The 21,597-nt window shown below is 43.8% G+C and carries 21 protein-coding genes; 16 read left to right on the forward strand and 5 right to left on the reverse strand.

The window, feature by feature from the left end; translation table 11 throughout:
* Positions 1-3: 3 nt before the first annotated feature.
* Positions 4-336 (reverse strand): ArsR/SmtB family transcription factor, encoded by a 333-nt coding sequence (locus NST74_RS12895; protein ID WP_341112389.1) that lies wholly within the window; start codon positions 334-336, stop codon positions 4-6.
* Between the two features lie 332 nt (positions 337-668).
* Between NST74_RS12895 and NST74_RS12900 the strand changes: the two genes are divergently transcribed.
* From NST74_RS12900 to mnhG, 7 genes are all read left to right on the forward strand, one after another.
* Positions 669-1,307: a hypothetical protein gene (locus NST74_RS12900; RefSeq protein ID WP_231574176.1), complete on the forward strand. Its 639-nt coding sequence runs from the start codon at positions 669-671 to the stop codon at positions 1,305-1,307.
* 125 nt (positions 1,308-1,432) lie between these two features.
* A complete protein-coding gene (locus NST74_RS12905) occupies positions 1,433-4,297 on the forward strand; it encodes a Na+/H+ antiporter subunit A (RefSeq protein WP_042132136.1) in 2,865 nt (954 codons plus the stop codon).
* Positions 4,297-4,632, forward strand: coding sequence for a Na(+)/H(+) antiporter subunit C (locus NST74_RS12910; protein WP_042127122.1), 336 nt, complete (start codon positions 4,297-4,299; stop codon positions 4,630-4,632). Before NST74_RS12905 ends, NST74_RS12910 begins: the two co-directional genes overlap by 1 nt.
* Positions 4,629-6,107, forward strand: a complete 1,479-nt coding sequence (locus tag NST74_RS12915; RefSeq protein ID WP_042127124.1) for a Na+/H+ antiporter subunit D — start codon at positions 4,629-4,631, stop codon at positions 6,105-6,107. Before NST74_RS12910 ends, NST74_RS12915 begins: the two co-directional genes overlap by 4 nt.
* A 5-nt stretch (positions 6,108-6,112) precedes the next feature.
* Positions 6,113-6,586, forward strand: a complete 474-nt coding sequence (locus NST74_RS12920) for a Na+/H+ antiporter subunit E (RefSeq protein WP_341112391.1) — start codon at positions 6,113-6,115, stop codon at positions 6,584-6,586.
* Positions 6,586-6,879 (forward strand): Na(+)/H(+) antiporter subunit F1, encoded by a 294-nt coding sequence (locus tag NST74_RS12925; RefSeq protein ID WP_076121571.1) that lies wholly within the window; start codon positions 6,586-6,588, stop codon positions 6,877-6,879. Before NST74_RS12920 ends, NST74_RS12925 begins: the two co-directional genes overlap by 1 nt.
* Positions 6,854-7,258, forward strand: coding sequence for a monovalent cation/H(+) antiporter subunit G (gene mnhG / locus NST74_RS12930; protein ID WP_341112392.1), 405 nt, complete (start codon positions 6,854-6,856; stop codon positions 7,256-7,258). Before NST74_RS12925 ends, mnhG begins: the two co-directional genes overlap by 26 nt.
* A gap of 114 nt (positions 7,259-7,372) precedes the next feature.
* On the opposite strand, the gene NST74_RS12935 is transcribed toward mnhG, so the two are convergent.
* Positions 7,373-7,750: a PilZ domain-containing protein gene (locus NST74_RS12935; protein WP_042127133.1), complete on the reverse strand. Its 378-nt coding sequence runs from the start codon at positions 7,748-7,750 to the stop codon at positions 7,373-7,375.
* Between the two features lie 119 nt (positions 7,751-7,869).
* Complete coding sequence (locus tag NST74_RS12940) at positions 7,870-8,451, reverse strand: TetR/AcrR family transcriptional regulator (RefSeq protein ID WP_341112394.1); 582 nt, start codon at positions 8,449-8,451, stop codon at positions 7,870-7,872.
* Between the two features lie 324 nt (positions 8,452-8,775).
* On the opposite strand from NST74_RS12940, the gene NST74_RS12945 reads away from it, so the two are divergent.
* A complete protein-coding gene (locus NST74_RS12945) occupies positions 8,776-9,939 on the forward strand; it encodes an MFS transporter (protein ID WP_445668189.1) in 1,164 nt (387 codons plus the stop codon).
* Positions 9,940-10,119: 180 nt separating this feature from the next.
* On the opposite strand, the gene NST74_RS12950 is transcribed toward NST74_RS12945, so the two are convergent.
* Positions 10,120-11,568, reverse strand: a complete 1,449-nt coding sequence (locus NST74_RS12950) for a 4-hydroxyphenylacetate 3-hydroxylase family protein (RefSeq protein ID WP_042127136.1) — start codon at positions 11,566-11,568, stop codon at positions 10,120-10,122.
* A 304-nt stretch (positions 11,569-11,872) separates the two neighbouring features.
* On the opposite strand from NST74_RS12950, the gene NST74_RS12955 reads away from it, so the two are divergent.
* From NST74_RS12955 to NST74_RS12990, 8 genes are all read left to right on the forward strand, one after another.
* Positions 11,873-12,253, forward strand: a complete 381-nt coding sequence (locus NST74_RS12955) for a BlaI/MecI/CopY family transcriptional regulator (protein ID WP_081390069.1) — start codon at positions 11,873-11,875, stop codon at positions 12,251-12,253.
* A gap of 5 nt (positions 12,254-12,258) precedes the next feature.
* On the forward strand, positions 12,259-14,496 hold the full coding sequence (locus NST74_RS12960; protein ID WP_341112396.1) for a M56 family metallopeptidase: 2,238 nt from the start codon (positions 12,259-12,261) through the stop codon (positions 14,494-14,496).
* 229 nt (positions 14,497-14,725) lie between these two features.
* On the forward strand, positions 14,726-15,055 hold the full coding sequence (locus NST74_RS12965) for a PadR family transcriptional regulator (RefSeq protein ID WP_042127142.1): 330 nt from the start codon (positions 14,726-14,728) through the stop codon (positions 15,053-15,055).
* Positions 15,048-15,401 (forward strand): DUF1048 domain-containing protein, encoded by a 354-nt coding sequence (locus NST74_RS12970; protein WP_170880381.1) that lies wholly within the window; start codon positions 15,048-15,050, stop codon positions 15,399-15,401. Before NST74_RS12965 ends, NST74_RS12970 begins: the two co-directional genes overlap by 8 nt.
* A 12-nt stretch (positions 15,402-15,413) precedes the next feature.
* Positions 15,414-16,358, forward strand: a complete 945-nt coding sequence (locus NST74_RS12975) for an ATP-binding cassette domain-containing protein (RefSeq protein ID WP_341112399.1) — start codon at positions 15,414-15,416, stop codon at positions 16,356-16,358.
* Positions 16,355-17,119, forward strand: coding sequence for an ABC transporter permease (locus NST74_RS12980; RefSeq protein ID WP_042127146.1), 765 nt, complete (start codon positions 16,355-16,357; stop codon positions 17,117-17,119). Before NST74_RS12975 ends, NST74_RS12980 begins: the two co-directional genes overlap by 4 nt.
* 234 nt (positions 17,120-17,353) lie before the next feature.
* Complete coding sequence (locus NST74_RS12985; RefSeq protein WP_076121585.1) at positions 17,354-18,601, forward strand: MFS transporter; 1,248 nt, start codon at positions 17,354-17,356, stop codon at positions 18,599-18,601.
* 116 nt (positions 18,602-18,717) lie between these two features.
* Positions 18,718-18,903 (forward strand): hypothetical protein, encoded by a 186-nt coding sequence (locus NST74_RS12990; RefSeq protein ID WP_076121578.1) that lies wholly within the window; start codon positions 18,718-18,720, stop codon positions 18,901-18,903.
* 23 nt (positions 18,904-18,926) lie between these two features.
* Here the strand turns inward: NST74_RS12990 and NST74_RS12995 are convergent, their stop codons facing one another.
* Positions 18,927-21,203, reverse strand: a complete 2,277-nt coding sequence (locus NST74_RS12995) for a preprotein translocase subunit SecA (RefSeq protein WP_341115884.1) — start codon at positions 21,201-21,203, stop codon at positions 18,927-18,929.
* Between the last annotated feature and the right edge of the window lie 394 nt (positions 21,204-21,597).

Below are 21,597 nucleotides of genomic sequence, written 5' to 3' on the forward strand. Positions count from 1 at the left end.
CATTTATATTTCCTTATCTAATTCCTTGCTTTGTAGCTTCTGCAAGTAATCATCCAGTCGATCATAGCGTTCCTCCCACATATGGCGGTAGGATTCTAACCAAGTGTCTAATTCCATAAAAGGGTCTGGGCGGAGCTTGCAAATGCGCCGATTAGCAACAGCTTGAACTTCAATAAGTCCCGCTTCGCTGAGAACTCGCAAATGCTTGGATGCTTGAGGCTGCCGTAGCTGAAGACTATCCGCGATTTCTCCAACGGTTAAGGGATTGTCGCGTAATAGATCAACGATCTGCATACGATTAGGCTCAGCTAAAGCACTCATTACGTTAGTATTCATAAACAAGTATCACTTCGATTCATTGAATTCATCCGCCAATTTAATATACCATATGGAGAATATTCTCGTAAAGGAATATTTAAAAAATCTATATTTCTATAAGGAATTACGAAGTTTATGTTGTTAGAAATTTGAAATAATACAGTGAATGAGAACTTCAATAGAAGGGCATAGTACAAGCATTACGAAGAAATAAGTTCCATGACAACCATCAAACTTTACAATAAACATAGGAATAGATATAATTAAGTATAACTTATCAGGTTTTGAATTACGTAAGGGGCCTAACGCCAGTAGGCTCCTTTTGTTTTTCTTAGCCTTGTAACAGGAGGGTGAAGGTCATACACAATGAAAAAATCATGGTTTGTGTTCATTATGGTCCGCATGGGGAACGTTTAATCCGGCGTGGTGTCCAATTGTCTGAAATAATAGGGGCGCCATTGTTTGTATTAAATGTCGATAGTTCGGACATTGATGAATATAATCAGAGCAAAGAAATGTATATGACGGTCTGGAAACGTCTTGCCGATGAAGCTGGCGCAGAATTTATCATTCGGAAACGTGAAGGCCGGAAAACAACAGATATTATTGTAGAAGTTGCTGAAATGAATGAGGTTACACAGATCGTCATCGGACAATCTGCTCAAACTCGATGGCAGGAGCTTACCAAACGCAATTTCGTCAATGAACTCATTGGTAAAATGAAAATGATGGATCTGCACGTCGTGGCCGTTCAGCGGATGCGCGCCGGTCTGGAAGAAACCCATGAGGAAGGCGTTATCGCCTACCTGGTCAAAAATGGGGATGAGTATCAGCTCAGTGATGAACCCAAGGGAGAGTATTCGCTTAAAGGGAAGTTCTTTCACGAACTACACACCGAATTTGAGAACGGTTTATTCAGAATTGAGCAAGAAGATGGAAAGGCTAGATATTTGCATATTTGTGATGGCACATTAACCGATACTTTATAATCGGGAGTGCTCTTATCACATGAGGGCCTTTACTTTAGGCCCTTCCAATCATATGATCTTTGGCTTTTGGTAAAAAAGTAAGTACTAAAGTTCACAACTTGATAAGCTCAAGTGGAAAAGGAGGACTGCCTTTGCTGCATGTAATCATACTTGTTCCGTTTCTAATGGCCTTAGTAATCGCACTTTTGACCAAGAGGGCATCCAACCTTCATAGAGGATGGTTTGTTTTCCCCGGTTCGCTCGCATTGTTTATTTATTTTTTAACCAGGATTCCCGTTATTAAGGGTGGGGAATTGGGTTATGAAACGATTTCTTGGATTCCTTCACTAGGAATTGATTTGGTTTTCCATCTGGATGGATTAAGTTTACTGTTTGCTTTGTTAATCACTGGAATGGGTAGCCTTGTAATTATCTATTCAATTTTTTATCTGGACCGACGAAAAGAAGCGTTGACACCTTTTTATATTTATCTCATGTTGTTTATGGGTGCGATGCTTGGCGTTGTACTTTCGGATAACTTGATGGTGTTATACGGTTTTTGGGAATTAACAAGTGTTTCGTCATTTCTGTTAATTGCTTTTTGGCATCGGAGGCAAAAATCGCGGTATGGTGCTCTGAAATCAATGTTGATTACCGTATTCGGTGGTTTAGCGATGTTTGCCGGTTTTTTGATGCTGTATGTAATGACAGGCACCTTTAGTATTCGGGAAATTTGGAGTGAGGTTGGCGATATCAGTGGGCATGCGTTGTTTATTCCAGCGATGCTACTAATTCTGTTAGGCGCATTCACTAAATCAGCTCAGTTCCCGTTCCATATCTGGCTGCCGGATGCCATGGAGGCACCGACACCCGTTAGCGCGTATCTTCACTCGGCAACGATGGTAAAAGCCGGATTGTATCTTGTCGCCCGTTTCAGCCCTATTTTTGCGGGGCAATATGAGTGGTTCTGGATTGTGTCAGGCGTCGGTTTGATCACCTTGATTTATGGTTCTATCCAGGCGATGAAGCAGACGGACCTGAAGGCTCTATTAGCCTATTCAACAATTAGTCAACTTGGACTGATTATGGGATTGCTGGGAATGGGATCGGCAGCGGCATTTTATATAGGAGAAGAAGCTGTCTTTTATACTGCTGCAACAACAGCGGCTATCTTTCATCTTATTAACCATGCCATCTTTAAAGGCTCGTTGTTTATGATGGTCGGTATAGTTGACCATGAGACAGGTACCCGGGACCTGCGAAAGCTAGGCGGACTGATTTCCATTATGCCGGTTACCTTTACGATAGCGATGATCGGCAGTTTCTCCATGGCTGGTTTGCCGCCATTTTCGGGTTTTTTAAGTAAAGAGATGTTTTTTACAGCTGTCCTGAATATCCGTAACTTGGATATATTCTCTATTCCCTCGTTGTTTACGCTCTTCCCGGTTTTGGCCTGGATTGCCAGCGTCTTTACTTTTGCATACAGTATGATTTTGGTATTTCACACCTTTTTCGGAAAATATCAGCCTGAGAAGCTGGACAAAAAACCGCATGAAGCCCCATTTGGACTTCTGCTTGCCCCGTGCCTGCTTGCAGTGCTGTCTATATTTATCGGTTTTTTCCCGAATATATTATCTAAAACTCTTATTATCCCTGCAATGAATGCTATTCACCCCATCTTGCAGACCGGAGAGCCCTTTGTAGTGAATATCCATTTCTGGCACGGCTTTACACCAGAAGTATGGATGACACTTGGCGTTGTGATTCTTGGTATTACTGTATACCGAATCTATGGCCGCTTAAGTCTGGTCGATAAAGAATGGGGCAGTGGCTACACTTTAAATCATGTCTATGACGGAGTAATCCGGCTGGTTGAGAAATTCTCTAGATGGGTGACTGGTTCTTACATGACTGGTTCCATGAGACATTATTTAATGTATATTTTTTCCTTCTTGATCGTAACGATTTGTGGAGTCGTATGGTATTCAGATGGAATCACACTAGGTACGACTGAGTATACTCCGTTTTCTTTGTTTGAAGTTATTGCTGTAATGGTTCTGCTTCTAGGTGCTTTGGCTATTCCATTTGTACGCTCCAGAATAACAGCCATTTTGTTAACAGGAATGGTTGGTTATATGGTTACTTTGCTCTTTGTTCTGTTCCGAGCTCCTGATCTGGCGCTTACGCAGATGATAGTTGAAGTGGTATCTGTTACCTTGTTCCTGCTATGTTTCCGGCATTTGCCTAGGTTGGAAAAAGAGAAGCTCAAACCTCGTGCGCACTTGCTTAAACTAATTATTTCCATCGGGATGGGCGTAACAATGACCTTGGTTGCACTTGCTGCTTTAGGTAGTAGTCCATTTGAATCCATTTCGAAATATTATGTGGAGAATAGCTATACTCTGGGTGGCGGTAAAAATATTGTTAATGTTCTGCTCGTTGATTTCCGCGGCTTTGATACCATGTTTGAAATAACGGTACTAGGCCTCGCCTCACTTGCTATTTATTCCATGATCAAGCTGCAGTTGGATGCAGATTCAGCTGCTGAACAACTGAAGAGAGCTGTTAAATATAATAAGCCACGTTATTCTCGAAGTGATGATGTGTTGCTGCAATCAGTAGCTAAAGTAGCATTCGTTATCATTCTAATATTTTCGCTATATCTGTTTTTTGCCGGTCATAATAATCCGGGAGGCGGATTTATTGGAGCTTTGATGGCTTCTGCTGGTTTGGTACTACTCGCAATTACTTTTGGAATGGATATGGTTGAGAAGGTGCTGCCTATTAATTACCGTAAGTTAATCGCGATCGGGATTTCCATTGCTTTTCTTACCGGTGTAGGCTCATTTATATTCGACGTACCCTTTCTGAGCCAAACCTTTGGATATTTCCAATTGCCGCTTATGGGCAAAACAGAACTAACCACTGCAATGTTCTTTGATCTCGGTGTTTTTCTAGCTGTAATTGGTGTCACAATGAATATCATATTTACGATCGGGAGGGATAGCTAATGGAGCTTATTGTTGCCTTGGCGATCGGCGTATTGTTTTCTGTAGGTGTTTATCTAGTCCTTTCCAAAAGCTTGCTGCGCATCCTACTGGGTACTAACTTAATTACCCATGGTGTTCATTTATTGCTGCTGACGATGTCGGGTCTCAAGACAGGTGCTCCACCATTGCTAGGTGAAAAAGCGGAGGCATATGTAGATCCGTTACCGCAGGCGCTTATTTTGACCTCCATTGTAATTAGTTTTGGAGTAACAGCATTCTTCATTGTTTTGGCATATCGGACTTACCGTTCGACGGGTACGGATGATGTGGAAGGCACCAAGGAGGAGAGACAATGAACAACTTGCTAGTGCTGCCTCTGCTGATTCCGGCCTTTACGGCAGTTATACTGATTTTTCTAAAAGAACGAGTGGATCTGCAACGTATTATCAGTGCGGTTAGTGTATTTATAAATATCTTGGTTGCTGGAATCATTGTGTACCAGGTAAGTACAAAAGGCATCCAGACCCTATATATGGGTGGATGGCTTCCGCCTTATGGCATTGTGTTTGTTGCTGATATGTTTGCAGCACTACTTGTGCTAATTGGTGCCATTGTTGGTGCGGCTTGTCTGTTTTTTTCCTTCGCGAGCATTGGGGAAGAAAGAGAACGGTTTTATTACTATCCGTTTTTCCATTTTCTATTAACTGGGGTGTTCGGTTCGTTTCTCACCGGAGATCTGTTTAACTTATTCGTTTGCTTTGAGGTGCTGTTAGTTGCCTCGTACGCACTAATTGTACTTGGTGGCTCCAAAGGTCAACTGAGAGAGACGTTAAAATATGTGTTAGTAAACGTAATTTCCTCTTCCTTGTTCGTAGCGACGCTTGCTTATTTATATGCCGCGACAGGAACACTGAATATGGCGCATCTATCTATGCGTGTAGCTGAGGCGGGACAAGGCGGAGTAATGAATGTCATTGCGGTCCTGCTGCTGATCGTATTTTCGATAAAGGCAGGGTTGCTGCTCTTTTTCTGGCTTCCGGACTCTTATAGCGCGCCACCTGTGGCTGTTAGGGCACTGTTTGGGGCATTGTTAACGAAAGTGGGATTGTATGCAATTACACGTACCTTTACATTGATTTTTGTTCAAGATCCGGGTCTCACCCATACACTGATTGCCTGGATGGCGGGTGCGACGATGATACTTGGTGCAATCGGTGCATTGGCTTACAATGATCTGAGCCGAATATTTAATTATAATATCATCATCAGTGTTGGATTTATCGCTTTTGGGATTTCTGTCGCGACTCAGGATTCGTTAAATGGTGTAGTGTTTTATTTAATGCATGACATGGTTGCTAAAGCATTATTATTCTTCCTGGGTGGGTTGATTATCTCAGCATCGGGCACCGACCGTTTAAAAGAAATGGGTGGTTTAATCCGACGTTATCCGTGGACCGGCTGGATGTTTTTTGTACTGACTTTGGCGTTGGTTGGTGTTCCACCACTCAGTGGTTTCGCTGGAAAAGTGATGATGGTACGTAGTGGATTTGGACAGAATCACGTAGTTCTGGCGCTTATTGCACTTGCATCCAGCTTTATCGTTTTATATTCCTTGATCAAGGTATTCCAGCAGGTATTTTGGGGTGGCGAGAAAAGGGAAGAACAAGTCAAACCGCTTCATTATAAAGCTATGATGGCACCGGCAGCTGTTCTGTTCGCGATTGTAATTCTGATGGGTGTAGGTGCTGAGACGGTAAACGGATATGTCAGTCAAGCCGGAGCTGTACTGGCTGATCCAGCATTATACATTAACGCTGTCATGAAGGAGTAGATACTATGGCTTTTCAACTATTATTGAATTTCATGATAGCATTCCTGTGGATGTTTCTGCACAATGACTGGACTGGACCGCGTTTCGTCATTGGTTTCCTGCTCGGTATACTCATTCTACTCGGAATGCGGCGCTTCTGGCCCAGGTTATATCTTGGTAAAGTGTGGGCGATTATTAAGCTAATCCTGTTGCTGCTGCGGGAGCTGGTCGTTTCTAGTTATGTAGTGATAAAAGCCGTTCTAAGACCGGAGCTTAATATACGTCCAGCTATCCTCAAATATACTACAGAGCTGAAATCGGATTGGGAAGTGGCAACGTTAATCACGATGCTCTGCCTGACTCCCGGATCGGTAGTGCTTGAAGTTTCGGATGATAATCGGACTTTGTATATTCATGCTATGGATGTTGATGACCCTGCAAAGTTTAGAGCCAATATCCGTGATACCTTTGAGCGTGCGATACAGGAGGTGACCCGCTAATGATCCATTTTATTCTTATGCTATCCATTACGATCATGGCTCTAGCTATCGGCGTATGTGCTTGGCGTTTGGTGAAAGGACCTTCTTTACCTGACCGGGTGGCTGCACTGGATACGATCGGAATTAATCTGCTAGCCATGGTAGCCGTTTTATCTGTTTTTCTCAAAACGCAGGCCTTTATAGAAATTATTTTGTTGATTGGAATTCTTTCCTTTATCGGAACGACAGCCTTTGCTAGATATATCGAAAGGGGAGTGGTGCTAGAACATGGAAATGATCAAGACTGCAGGTGAGCTGCTGTTTGCCTTGTTAATTCTAATGGGGGCATTGCTTAGCGCCGTAAGTGCTATTGGTTTGATTCGGCTCCCTGATGTTTATCTAAGATCACATGCTGCCGCCAAAAGTGCGACTCTCGGTGTTTTATGTGTCTTGGTTGGGGCGTTTCTATATTTTGCATTATTTCAGGATCATATTAGTGCAAAGCTATTACTAGGGATTGTCTTCGTATTTATAACTGCACCTTTATCCGCCCACCTAACAGGCAGAGCGGCGTATCGTTCCGGTGTTCCTCATTGGGATCGAAGAATTCAGGATGATTTAAAAGAGGTGCTGGAGAAAGAGGAAGTTATACCAGCAACTCCTGAACAGGAAATAGCTCAAGAACAAAGGTAGAAGACCTAGGAATGAATCTTGATTTTCAATAACAACAGCAATAACTGTAACAAACCCGCGTTTGCACGCGGGTTTGTTTTTTTATTCATGGAGTATTATTCTTTTGTTAACATCTCAACGTACTGATATTTTACCCTCTCCAGCAAGCCTGCGCAGCACCCTCGGAAGACACTCAATATCTGCTTCAGGAATGTCTAATTGAATACCGTAATGGAAACCGTCTTGCTGTTCTCTATTCCATTTCAAGATTCCCTCTAAGTAAATAGATTCATCTGTAAGATCCATTTCCATACCAATCCGAACCAGATTATTTTCTGGATTAATGTTGAGGGGTAACGATAGGTGGCAGCCTGTTCGACTGATGTTAAATAGTACAGCTCTTACAGGCTTAGAAGGAACCTGAATTCCGTTAATACTAAGAATATGAAGATCAAGGGTTACAGGTTCTTTAAGGGTATATCGAAAAGGTTCATTTCTGCGATTAGTGTTCATATGCTCCTCCATACTTTTCCATCTCATTTAAATTATCGACAGAAAAGCAGGATTTGTGAAGAGCTATTAAACATAATTACGTTTCGAAGCTACAGAATTGCCTACCTGATTTTTTGATTTTATCGTAATAATGTAAGTATTTCTTTTACAGAATTATCTACAAATGATCTTTCAGGACGAGATTTCATGATTACAGTAAGTCCAATTAAGGATATGACTAGGGTCTGCGCTAAACTCTTTGCATTAATAGTGGGATCAAGCTCACCTGAGCGCAAACCTCGATCAATCGTTTCTTGAAATATTACCGAGAGATACATCTGGTGTTCTCTTGTTAGGACCTCGAACTTCTCATCATGGGGTGAAAGTTCAACCATCGAATTAATGCAAAAGCATCCCCAGTTCGGAGTTTTCCCATATTCTTTTTCTACCATATTTTCAAAGAAGGCACGGAAAGCTTCTTTAACAGAAGAACTGTTTTGAAGTTTGTTCCGAATATAGGCTGCATGAGAACTTGTATATTTCCGCAACGCAGCTTCAAATAGTCCTTTTTTGTCTCCGAAGGTTGAGTAGATGCTAGGCCGCTGGATACCCATTCTTGATGTCAGGTCGCTCAAAGAGGTAGCTTCAAACCCTTTTTCCCAAAATACTTGCATAGCTGCATCCAATGCTTTTTCCTCATCAAATTCGCGTGGTCGAGCCATAGTAACTTCCTCTTTTCATATCGAACGGTATGATATGATTTTATGGTGTGAAAACCATTATGTCAATACGAAATGGAAGTATAAACAGTTAAGTTTTAATAAATTCTCTTGCCCTATAAAGTATCTATTGACAGTTATCTTTTTTTAGAGGTATATTTGGCAAACATATTACGTACCGTTTAGTATGTAATGTGAAAATTTGATAAACGTTAATCAGGAGGCGTTATTTTGGGGGAATCTGTTGAGGAATCGAAAGCTATTATAGCGGATCAAACAGTCAAAAAAGCTGAAAAAGTACAAGGAGGGTTTAGAGCGTCGGAACAAGTGCCTGTATCAATAATATCTCGTAATGTGGCACTTTTATTTTCCATCGCCTGCGGAATAGTTGTTGCTAACATATATTATGCGCAACCTTTACTGGACGCTATTTCGAACGAGTTTGGTATTTCTCATTCATTCGTTGGACTTGTTATTACAATCACTCAAATTTTTTATGCACTTGGACTGTTATTACTAGTGCCTCTGGGTGATCTATTAAATCGGCGTTGGCTGATCGCTGGACAGATGCTCCTATCCGTATTGGCTTTAATTGTCGTTGGTACTGCCACCAGCAGTATTGTGTTATTCATAGGTATAGCAGCGGTTGGGTTTCTTGCCGTAGTGACACAGACGCTCGTTGCATTCGCGGCAACTTTGGCTGCTCCAGCTGAACGTGGGCGTGTCGTTGGTGTTGTGACAAGTGGAATCGTAATTGGTATTCTACTGGCGCGAACTTTCGCTGGCATATTAATGGATTTAGCAGGTTGGCGTTCTGTCTACCTTGTTTCCGCTGTATTAACACTAATCATGGCATGTGTATTGTTTCGGGTGCTGCCACATTATGAGCACAAAAGAGAATCATTATCTTACCTACAGTTGATTCGTTCAATGTTCACGTTGTTTGCTCAGGAACGAACTTTTAGAATCCGTGCTGCACTAGGCATGATGATTTTTACCGCTTTCAGTATATTATGGACGTCTCTAGTATTACCTCTCAGCGCCCCACCGTTTTCCCTTTCACATACAGCGATTGGAGCATTTGGTCTCGCAGGTGTTGCAGGCGCTTTAGCAGCAGCGCGAGCAGGTCGTCTCGCCGATCAGGGTTTAGGGCAGAAGACTACCGGTGTAGCCTTGATTCTTTTGCTCATATCATGGTTGCCCATAAGTTATGTTCAACATTCGCTTCTTGCATTAATCGTTGGTATTATCCTTCTTGATCTTGCAGTACAAGCCGTACATGTCACCAATCAGAGCATGATTCTTACTTTGCGGCCTGAGGCACGCAGTAGGCTTACTGCCGGCTATATGATTTTCTATTCCATTGGCAGCGCCACTGGGTCGATTGCATCAACCAGTATCTATGTTTACTTTGGCTGGAACGGAGTGAGTTTGTTAGGTGCAATTGTGAGTGCTTTGGCTCTTCTATTTTGGTCATTAACAAAGGAGTAACCCGTAGGGATGAATAGTAACGCCGATCTCGCGAGGGTAGTTGGGAAGACTTGGTGTATTAATAGGTACAATTTCTAAGCTTAACGCTCCAGCCAAGGCTATAGTGGTTCATATCGCCTGGCTGTGGAGCATTCGAAAAGGGCAATTCAACATGAAGAGTAAACACAAGCTCAATTAGATCTATTGATGAATGAATTCGTGAATAATTTGACGGAAGTATTCGTGATTATCATAGCTGTTGTACATACGCCAGGCCATTGTTTCTGAATTTCCGAAAAATAACCGTTCAAACTGGGTTTGACGACCGCCGAAAGCACCCGCTCCTAGTTCCCATGCGAGCCGGAATAAGGCATTTCGATACCATGCATCCGAGACATTACCCTTCAAATACTGATGGAGATACGAACCGGCATTCGAAGTGAAGTCGGATTCTGAGGTGATCATGATGAGACCGCTTGAACTGAGATTTTGAACCATCTCAATCATCTTTGGATAAAGCTCTGAAAAGTGAATGGTTGAAGCCAGTAGTGGGCCTTTATCAGGTACGAGATATCCAAAACGATCATGGGATGCCCCTAATTCAGAAGCAAGTCTTAATGCTTTGAATGTTTCTAGAAATGTTATTATTCTGGAAATCGGCAGGAGAGTGTAGGGCTCGAGGACAGCATTTTGTTCTTCTGCCAAAGATTCTAGCAGACCGAGAAAGAACTCAGTTTTAGCAATATAGCGGGTGATGATTTGGTGGGCCATATGCGTATGAAAGTGACTCTCGCTAAACAATCGGGCGCAGTAAACCTCATCGCCGTAATAAAATATTCGATCATGAGGGATAAGCACGCGGTCAAATATAACAAGCGTATCCATTTCTTCATATCTTGAACTTACCGGATGGTCGTAGGTAGATGTGGCTGCGTAACTTTCACGGCAAACAAAAGTCATCCCAGGTAAATCATTAGGCACTGCAAAGGCAAACGCAAAGGGATTATCATCATCCACAAGAGATGGTGAAGGGGTGGGGAATACAAGCATTTCATCGCATGTAGCCCCTTGTGTTGCCATCATAAAAGCACCGGTTACAACCATCCCTTCATCATTGATTTCTACAACTTTAGCTGCAATAGAATCCTCAGTAGCATCAATTTGACCGGATATTTTACTCGCTTGAGGCTGGATGAAGGCATGGGATAATGTAATGTCATGATCTCGGCAGTAGGCATAGTATTTCCTGAGGTTCTCAGCGTATTTCGGATTAAGATCCTCAAGGATATCGGCAGCAGTGAACAGAGACATGATCGCCGTGTTCATATAATCTGGGGAACGTCCTAAAAAACCGTGATGTCTGCTCGACCAGAGTTCAATCATTTTTCTTCGACGTTCTAAATCTTCAACACTTTTGGGCGGGAGAAAAGATAGACCAACAAGCTCTCCAGTATCAGGCGAAGGGTAGGTCATCTGTGCTAAATAACGTTCGTCACACTGCATGTTGTACATTTCGGCTTGTGTTTGTATGAGGCCTTGAAATGCAGGATGTTTGGATAAGGGCCCTTCTATACGCGTTCCTTTGTACCAGATATTGATATTTTGCCGATCGATTCGTTCGATGTATTGATTACCATTTTTAATAGGCACACGTTCCACCTCTTTGGAGAGCTGTATTAATATTTTTAATGTACGTAATCATAATTCTTCTTGTACATTGTCCATACACCGAGTCAGTGAAGGGGCCAACCTTAATTTAAACTATAAAAAGAGGATATTCACAATTATTTCCCCTAATATTATGCTCTGCACTATGGATCAAGCGAATCACAGCTGTTCGAACGGGAAGTGTCCCTCTCGTGACTTTTTAAGGTTGACATAAACGAGACTTACTTGTATATTTTTGACATTGGATTACAAGTGTAGTCATACGGTAGAAAGAAAGGCGGATAGGATGATGTCTACGGAAATTCCAAAAATCTCGGATGCCGAGTGGGAAGTAATGAAGGTGCTGTGGACTGGAGCCCCGCGCACAGCAGGAGAGATTGTTGAAGCTTTGGAGGGCAGCCGGGACTGGAACCCAAAAACGGTGCGGACGTTGATAAAGCGTCTGACGGAGAAAGGGGCTATCGGTTACAACCAGACAGGAAGGGTGTATTCGTATTATCCTCTGGTGCGGGAAGAGGAATGTGTCCAATCGGCAACACAATCTTTTCTGAAGCGGATTTACGGTGGAACGCTGCGTCCGATGCTAGTCAACTTTTTACAGGATGAGAAGCTGTCCCGAGAAGATATTGAAGAATTGAAGAGAATTTTGGATGAGCGAAAGGACTGAGTCGCTTGCTGGAAGCTGCATACAATCTGTTCGTTAAGATATTGTCACTATCCGCTATGGCGAGCGTCCTGGTGTTGCTGATCCTGGTAACCCGTTTCTTGTTCAAGAATCGATTGAAACCGACCTGGACGTATCTTCTGTGGATACCGCTGATCGTGAGGTTAGCCGTCCCTTGGACACCGGAAAGTGCATTCAGCATTTTTAATTTGTTGCCGCTGGAGACAGAATCAGCTCAGACTTTCTATATTCCTTCTGTGCAGACGAATGTAGGTGATTTACCTGTGTCCGGGATGAATACTCAAGAGGTGGACTCAACCACGGTCGCTGAAAAAACAGGAACAGGAACTTCAAAGCAAGCTGAGAAATCGGAGAGTATGACACCTGTGACTACGGAAATCTACGCTCCTTCTGAGACATCAAATGCAGGCTGGACGTCGATACATTTACTGGTTCTGATATGGCTTAGCGGAGCCGTGGTAATGATAAGTCTGTCGGTTCGTGAACAGCTGCGATTCACGGCACGGGTTCGAGGGGAACCGGAGATCCGTTCCGCAGATATCCTGCGGTTATTCGAAATGTGCAAACGAGAGATGAAGGTAAGGCGCTCAGTGAAGCTGGTTGAGACAAAGCAGATTGCTGTGCCCACACTACTTGGTGTTATGCGCCCCAAGCTGCTGCTGCCGACAGCCATGTTGAACACGCTGGAGGCAAATGAGCTGCGTCATATATTTCTGCATGAGCTGGCGCATGTGAAACGTCGTGATATTTCGCTGAATCTGCTGACAGGACTGCTGCTGGCCCTACATTGGTTCAATCCGTTGCTTTGGTATGCCGTTAGCCAAATGAAACGAGATCAAGAGGTCGCCTGTGATGCGCTGGCTTTAAAGCATCTTGCATCGGAGCACCACAAAGACTACGCACGGACTCTTCTTAAACTATTGGAAACATTGACCGATCCCATCCGAGTGGCTGGTGCAGCCGGCATTTCAAGCAGCAAAAAGGAAATGAAAAGAAGGATAACCATGATCACCAGGCATAAAAAGATCACAGCACAAAACACGGTGTTAGGGTTAGCAGTAATTATGGTTTTAAGTGGCTGTACCTTGACTGGTGCAAAGCTGAGTTCTACATCAGCCCCGGAGAAGAGTGTTGTTATCCCGTCAGCTTCTCAGGCTAAAGATACAACTGTAATCGATCCCAAAGGAACGCTATTAGCGGAGAAGAACGGAATTACTGTAACTGCAAAGCCCACGGCTGAGCATGCACTTTTGCATGAAGTCACGGTAGATGTACGCGGTGAATTTAACCGAACGTTTTTGTGGAATGCTGGTGAAGATGAAACACGGCCTCCTTCCATTGAAGAAGCCGATCTTAACGGGGATGGTATTAAAGAAATCTTTATTCGTATTACTACCGGCACTGGAACTGGGCTCTCAATGAGTGAGATTCATGTGCTCCAGCCTGTCACTCTGGAAGAGCTTGTGGTAGAGGACCCGGTCGAGACGCTAAATCGGAGGCTGAAATCTTCCATTACACACCGGAATAACCATACCTACGTATCCGCTGAACTAGACGGAAAGCATTTGACTAAAGTGTATGATTACACTGAGGGGGCTTGGGGTGAGAAGATTGGATTTGGTGCCGTAGTTTCGTATGAGCTGGAAGGGGACCGTATTGTAGCTCGTTTGGCAGGTGCAGCATCGATCTCTGAGTTTCCGCTTGAAGTTATTGTCGTTTACGGCAAGGAACTGACCATTGAAAGTGTACAGATGTACTATGGCTCGTTTATTTCTCCTCCGCTCAGTGAACAGGATATTAAGTCCTTGTTGGAAAAAAAGCTTCCAGCTAGCGGCTGGACCTTTGGTAAAAAAGGCGATCAATACACGATTAATTTTATGGATCCACCGAATGGCGTAGGGGAAGGCCTTAGCTATAAAATTAATCCGCTTACCGGTACGGTTCATGATACAACTTCTGGCAGTCCAGTGAGAAGCCTTGTGAATCGAGAAGCGATAGATCTGTGGGACATATCTAACGGTACGGAATACAAAAAGGAGCTGTATAAGTTACTTCATCCAATCTTTGATACAGAAGGCTTCGAGCCAATAGATGACGATTGGATTTCCGGCTTTATTGGAGATGGTTATTTGTTCAGTAATGTTAGGCAAGGCGGCAGGGAGTTCACGATAAAAGTGGATGTCTTCACCGGTCAATGGGAAGAAATTGCTGACCCGTATAAATAGTTATGTCGATGTCGAAGAACCTTGTAACAATAAAGAAAGCCCGTGCACAGCGCGGGCTTTCTTTATTGTTACTGACTTAAAGCGAATGCTTTCCACTCACACCAAATCCAGTCTCTGCTACTGTCGTATTTATTTTCAGCAATCCGCTTTTCCTCCTATTTACAATTCAGCTACTCGGTGATACTATATAGTGGTACTAAGCAATACAGAGTAGCATTGGAGGATTTAAATGGATAACCTAACAGAAATGCTGAAAGGAGTTTTGGAAGGCTGCGTACTTGAAATCATCAGCCGGAAAGAAACCTATGGATACGAAATCGTAAAAACGCTAAATGCGCTCGGTTTCGAAGATGTTGTTGAAGGAACGGTATACACCATCTTGATACGGCTAGAAAAAAATAAACTCGTTGATACCGAGAAAAAACCGTCCGAAATAGGACCGCCAAGGAAATTTTATAGTCTGAATGAAGCTGGATTGCGTGAACTGTCCATGTTCTGGGAGAAATGGGGATATGTAACGACAAGACTTACACAACTTAAGGAGGATAGCCGTGTATAAGACCATATTAACTAAGTATAAAGATTTGCGTGATCAAAAAAGAGCGTATAAAGAGTGCGTAAAACGTTCAAAAGCGCTTCCTAACGACTACCGTGAAGTTTACAATATCGCATCGCAATACATGCTGAACTTTTCAACTTCCGATTCCAGCGTTATCAATCTGTTCCCCGAAATACTTGACATGTTTGAGTTGGGAGCTGCCGAAGGCAGAGATGTTCTAGAGATCGTAGGAAATGATGTTATGGCGTTTTGCGATGGTTTGCTCGAAGGCGTTGCTGCTCAGACTTGGACAGGGAAAATGCGAGCTAAAATGAATGAGTCCATTCATAAAAAACTAGGCAGATAGGAGGGAAATAGGATGACATCGAATAATTTGGCAATTGAAGTAATAGGCCTGAAGAAATCCTATAAGAAGGTGGAAGTGCTCCGAGGGGTGGACTTCACTGTGCAGAAAGGTTCAACCTTTGCACTTCTCGGGTCCAACGGTGCGGGTAAAACCACTATGATCAAAATTCTTTCCACTCTGCTCCAGCCAGACAACGGAATTGCGAAGATTAATGGAGACGACGTAACCAAGCAACCAGAGCAAGTACGTAAGGAAATTAGCCTGACAGGACAAAGCGTCACCGCAGATTATATCCTGACCGGCCGCGAGAACTTGCGAATGATGGCTAAACTCCGCCATTTGCCCAACCCTGATAAACAAGCCGAGGAGTTGTTGCGTCGCTTTGACTTGCTTGATGCTGCGGATCGCCGAATCTCCACTTATTCCGGAGGGATGTGTCGGCGCTTGGATTTGGCCATGAGCTTATTGGGTAACCCTTCGGTCATTTTTCTCGATGAACCAACCACCGGACTTGACCCGCAAGCCCGTCTTGCTATGTGGGATATGATCAAGGATCTAGCGAGATCGGGTGTTACTGTTTTTTTAACGACGCAGTATTTAGAGGAAGCCGACCATCTGGCCGATCAAATCGCGATCTTACACGAAGGTCATATCGTGGCAAGCGGCAGTCCGGCGGAACTTAAAAATAGATTGCCTAAGGGTCATATCGAGCTTCGATTCGACAATGAAACAACGCTTAATCAAGCACAAGATCTGTTAAAGGAATTTAACGCGACCTCAGATTCGAACAATCTCACGCTCTCCGTCATTACAGACGGAAGTACGAGACAGATGATGCGACTGCTAACGAAAGCGGCGGAAGCTGACATAGAAATTGCCGAGTTTGCCCAGAAGCTGCCCTCGCTTGAGGATGTTTTTCTCGCGATCGTCACTAGCAAAAAGGAGGACTCCCGATGAAATTTATTCATTTTTTAAGCGATACTGCCGTCATGAGTGGGCGTGTCATTCGCCATTCCACACGTAGCATCGACACGATTATTACCGTCATCGCCATGCCGATCATGATCATGCTGCTCTTTGTTTACATCTTTGGCGGAGCGATGAACACTGGTGATGTAAGCTATATCAATTATATTGTGCCCGGAATATTGCTCTTTTGCATTGCCAGTGGCGTGGCTTATTCTTCACTTCGTATCAATAACGATCTCACGAAAGGTATATTCGAGCGTTTCCACTCCATGCCGATCGCAAAAGCTTCTATTTTAGGCGGACATGTGGTTGCTTCATTAGTTTTTAACGTCATTTCCTTGCTTGCCATTTTCCTTGTTGCCTTCGGAATGGGATTTCGGCCGAAAGCGGATGTGCTCGGTTGGGCATTAGCCATTGGTATTTTGTTGCTTAGCGTACTTGCGTTTACGTGGATTGCCGTCACCTTCGGCTTGCTTGCTAAATCATTCGAAGGAGCAGGCGTATTTTCTTACATTTTGATGTTGCTTTTATTCGTTAGCTCTGCCTTTGCGCCGACCGACAGCATGCCTTCGGCTATCCGTTTATTCGCGGAATATCAGCCCATGACACCGCTTATCGAGAGCATTCGTTCTCTTTTACTTGGAGGAACGGCAGATAAAACTACGCTTGTGGCGGTATTATGGAGTTTAGCAATACTTGCGTTTTTCTGGGCTACGGCTATGCGAGTGTATAAACGGAGAATGAAATAGACATAAAAAGAGCCGGTGGCTTCTCGAAAGAGGGGGATACCGGCTTTTTGTGTGCACAGGCTATTATTAAAGTGCTGGCTGAATGGTGGGGTGAATATTTCTGTGCTATTCTAGAAATGTGATTTATATTAAATTTTTGTACATAGAATTAGAAGTACCGGATTTGGTAATTATTTTTAATAGGCGAATGGGGAATGAATGATATTTTTTTAAATGGGGGAGTAAGTTATAGTGATACCAACCGAAGCACAAAACAAAAAACATTGGAAACGGGATATAATTATCTTTTTAAGTAGTCAAACATTTTCGTTATTCGGTTCTGCTTTAGTTCAATATGCTATTATGTGGTATGTTACGCTTACAACAAAGTCAGGTATGATGATGACATTATTTATTATTTGTGGATTCATTCCTACCTTTTTATTATCACCGTTTGCAGGTGTATGGGCGGACCGTTTCAACCGGAAATATCTTATTATGATAGCAGATGCCATGATTGCCTTTGTTACACTGATTTTAGCCATTACATTTTTGCTTGGTTATGATGAGATATGGTTGTTGTTCGCCATTGCTGCAGTTCGTGCGCTCGGAGCTGGGGTTCAATCACCTGCGGTTGGGGCAATATTGCCACAAATTGTACCGGAGGATAAGCTGACGAAGGTAAATGGGATTAACGGAAGTCTTCAAGCACTAATGATGTTTGTTGCACCTATCGTTAGCGCGTCATTGCTTTCATTGGCAACCATTGAGGTCATTTTCTTTATCGATGTTATCACAGCGGCGATAGCGATCTTTACATTATTTTTCTTTTTGAAAATACCGTTGCATAAAAAAGCGACGGATAAACAAACGACAAGCTATTTGGACGATTTTAAACAGGGTTTAAGCTATATTAAAAACCATAGCTTTCTTAAAACCTTTTTCATTTTTTTCGCCTTTTTCTTTGTATTGATGGCACCGGCTGCATTTTTAACACCGCTACAAGTGACACGCAGCTTCGGAGATGATTATTGGCGATTAACAGCCATTGAAATTGCTTTTTCTATCGGTATGATGGCTGGCGGAGCAATTATTGCGTCATGGGGAGGATTTCGAAACAAAGTATATACGATGACTTTTGCTAGCTTAATTATGGGTGTATGCACGTTAGCTTTAGGTATTGTACCTGTTTTTTGGATCTACTTGGTTATGATGGCTATTTTCGGCGTAGCTATGCCCGTCTTTAATACACCGACAACCGTAATGCTACAAGAGAAGGTAGATCCGGATTACATGGGACGCATATTCGGAGTCTTTGGTATGATATCGACTTCCATGATGCCCATCGGAATGCTGATATTTGGTCCTCTTGCGGATGTAATTGAGATTGAGTGGCTTCTTGTTGGAACAGGATTGTTTATTGTGATACTGTCCGTTTTCTTCATTCGTAACAAGCGTTTGGTAGAAGCAGGGATGCCGTTAATAAAGGAAACATCACAATAGCAGGATTTTGCTTAGAATTGTGAACTTGGGACCCATGTGTAGAGAAAAAAGAAGCTCTCCTGAAGTTCAAATGAACTTTGTGGAAGCTTCTCTTAATTTGAAAAAGGAGGTTGGTTATGACTTATTCACAGATCTGGAACAACTCAGGAAATGAAGCTGAAATCCTCTTTTTGGAACAGCAGATTGAGGCTGTCAAAAAAGAAATAAAACGAGCAAAAGCCGCAGAACAACAGGAGATATTGGATCAAGCGAATCGCAAGCTGGCTGAATTGGAAGCAAAGCTGGATGAGCTAGAGGAGTAGGGGCTAACCGCCTCTTCGTTGCATCAATATTTTGACAGTTTGAATATCGGCCTCGCAACCGTGCGAAGCCAATAAGCAAATACGGTCGTTCCGGTCCATGAGGTTCGCTTATTCTGCAGGTATTGATCGTTGATAATATAAGTCCGGGTGGAAGCAGGGCTTTTCAGGCCGAACTTTTCCCACTCTGCCGGATCATTCGAACCTCCGAGCTTTTCAAGCATATTTTCCGACGCGATATCTATTTTATAAGGAATTTGCTCGTAGGCTTCAGTGATTTGCGCATGAAATTCGTCGATTGGATTGCGGCTGGCAAGGCTCTCCAAGTGAATGCCTTCGCGAAGATAAGAAACGTATGCAAGATGGTCAGCCCAGAATTCGTCGATATAAAAAAGCCGTACCCTCTGCTCCGCTGGGCTCAACGGCTGCTCGCCTTTCAAAATTCGGAGCCGCTCCGCGTATAGAATTCGCCTCTGATCCTCCACCATATCCGAATAACAGTTCAGTTCCTTGTGGATATCGAAGTTTTGGCCCATAACAATACGCTGAGTACTTGTGATCTTGCTGCTGAGCCCCGTCTCTTCAAGAGCCTCATCCTGCCTGGGAGCGCGAACTGCTTTATGGATGCCGAAGCGAAGCAGTAACTCGTCCTCCAAGCTTACATAAAAAACGGAAGCTCCCGGGTCGCCTTGGCGACCGGAACGCCCGCGCAACTGGTCGTCGATCCGCACGCTTTCGTTCACATGGGTGGCAATTACGTACAACCCGCCCAGCTTGGCGATTACCTCTGCTTGCGCAGGGTCGCCGCCGCCGAGCCGGATGTCGACCCCGCGTCCCGCCATATTTGTAGACACAGTCACTGCACCGATTTCTCCCGCTTTGGCGATGATGTCGGCTTCTTCTGCGTCGTTTTTCGCATTTAGAACATGGCAAGATACGCCTGCAACCGCTAGCGCCTCTGCCAGCATGGCAGACTCCTCGACGCTTGACGTACCAATGAGAATTGGACGTCCCGTCCTATGGACGGATGAGATTTCTTGTACAAGTGCCTTAAGCTTGGCATCTTTATGGGTATAAATCCGGTGCAGATGGTCGATTCGAATGTTTGGCCGGTTCGGTGGAATTTGCAGCACCTGGAGCGCATAAATATCTTCGAAGTCCATTGCGGAAGCATGAGCGGTAGCCGTCATTCCGCAAATCTGCGGATACAGGCTAATGAAGTGTTGAATGGTGATCGTCCCGAGAATTTTCCCGCCGGCTATGGAGTACAGCCCTTCTTTTGCAGTAAGCGCGGCTTGCAGCCCGTCCGGCAAATACCGGTTCTCCGCCACTCGGCCGGTATACTCTTCGATCAGCTCGATTTTTCCGTCCCGGACGATGTAATCTATGTCTTTTTTTAATAACGATTCCGCATGCAGCGCGCAATTTAAAGAAGTCAGCAAGTGACTGTTATGGCTATCGTATAAATTGCCGCATCCCAGCATCAATTCCGCAAGCGCAGCGCCTGTTTCATTTAAGTAAACGTTCCGCTGGAACTCGTCGAAGTCGTAATGTTCATCTCTATTAAGCTGCCGAGCCACTTCTGCGAAACGAAAGCCGTCGCTCCTGGAAGAGGGCATATCTCCGCTGATGACCAGCGGCACCCGTGCTTCGTCGAGAAGCAGCGAATCCGCTTCGTCCACGATGACGTAGTGGAAAGGACGATGCACGGTATCGGCTTCGTTTAGTGCAATTGTATCGCGCAAGTAATCGAATCCCGCTTCTTTTGCCGTAACATAGGTTATATCCTTGGCGTATGCTTCCTGTTTCTCGGACAGGCTCATACCCGCTTGAACAGAGTTTACCGTTAATCCTAGGAAACGATAGATCGGGCCCATCCATTCCGCATCGCGCTTGGCTAAATAATCGTTAAAAGTCAGCACATGAATGCCTTTGCCAGTCAGTGCATTTAGATATGCAGGCATAACAGCAGAAAGTGTTTTTCCTTCACCGGTATGCTGCTCGATCAAGAATCTCTCGTGCAGAGCGATGGCAGCCATGATCTGGACATCGTAAGGATTTAATCCAAGCTTTCTCTTCGCTGCCTCGCATACTAACGCATAAGCAGCGATAAGCAGCTCATCCAAAGGTGTACCTGATTTTGCTTCTTTTTGTAGCCGGAGGGATTCCGCTTGAAGCTGCCCATCGTCCCATGCTTCTAAATTCCGTTTTCTGATGAGCTCCACTTTGTCCTGATAAACTTTCAGCTTAATCTGGGTATCGCGGTCTTTGAATTTTTGCATCAATCTGACGGCTATATTCATAGAAATCTGATCTCCCCTCGATAGCAATACGCTTAGTTTTGAACAATACTGCGCTGATCAGTCGGTTAACAAGTTCCTGGATTCAATCTACCAAAATGTTCTATTAAATGCAATTTTGGCAAATGACAGAGACTATCGAAACGTAAATCGGTTGCTATCGGGTGGATACCTCTAGGTACTCTGTGATCTATTTTTTGCGAGTTCTTGATTGTAGATTGTTGACTTACGATAATCTCAACCTCTGGAATATGCTCTAGTCCGTAGGCATAACGCCAGCCTCAGGTTTACCAAGCGTAAACCGGTAACTCCACTATGCTCTGCTCCGGTTCATATAACCATGCCGGCAGCCAGCGTTTGGAAACGGTAGCTCCTTTTCAATCCCATCCGTTGCATT

This window comes from Paenibacillus sp. FSL F4-0125, from assembly GCF_038008565.1.
GTDB lineage: Bacteria > Bacillota > Bacilli > Paenibacillales > Paenibacillaceae > Paenibacillus_AQ.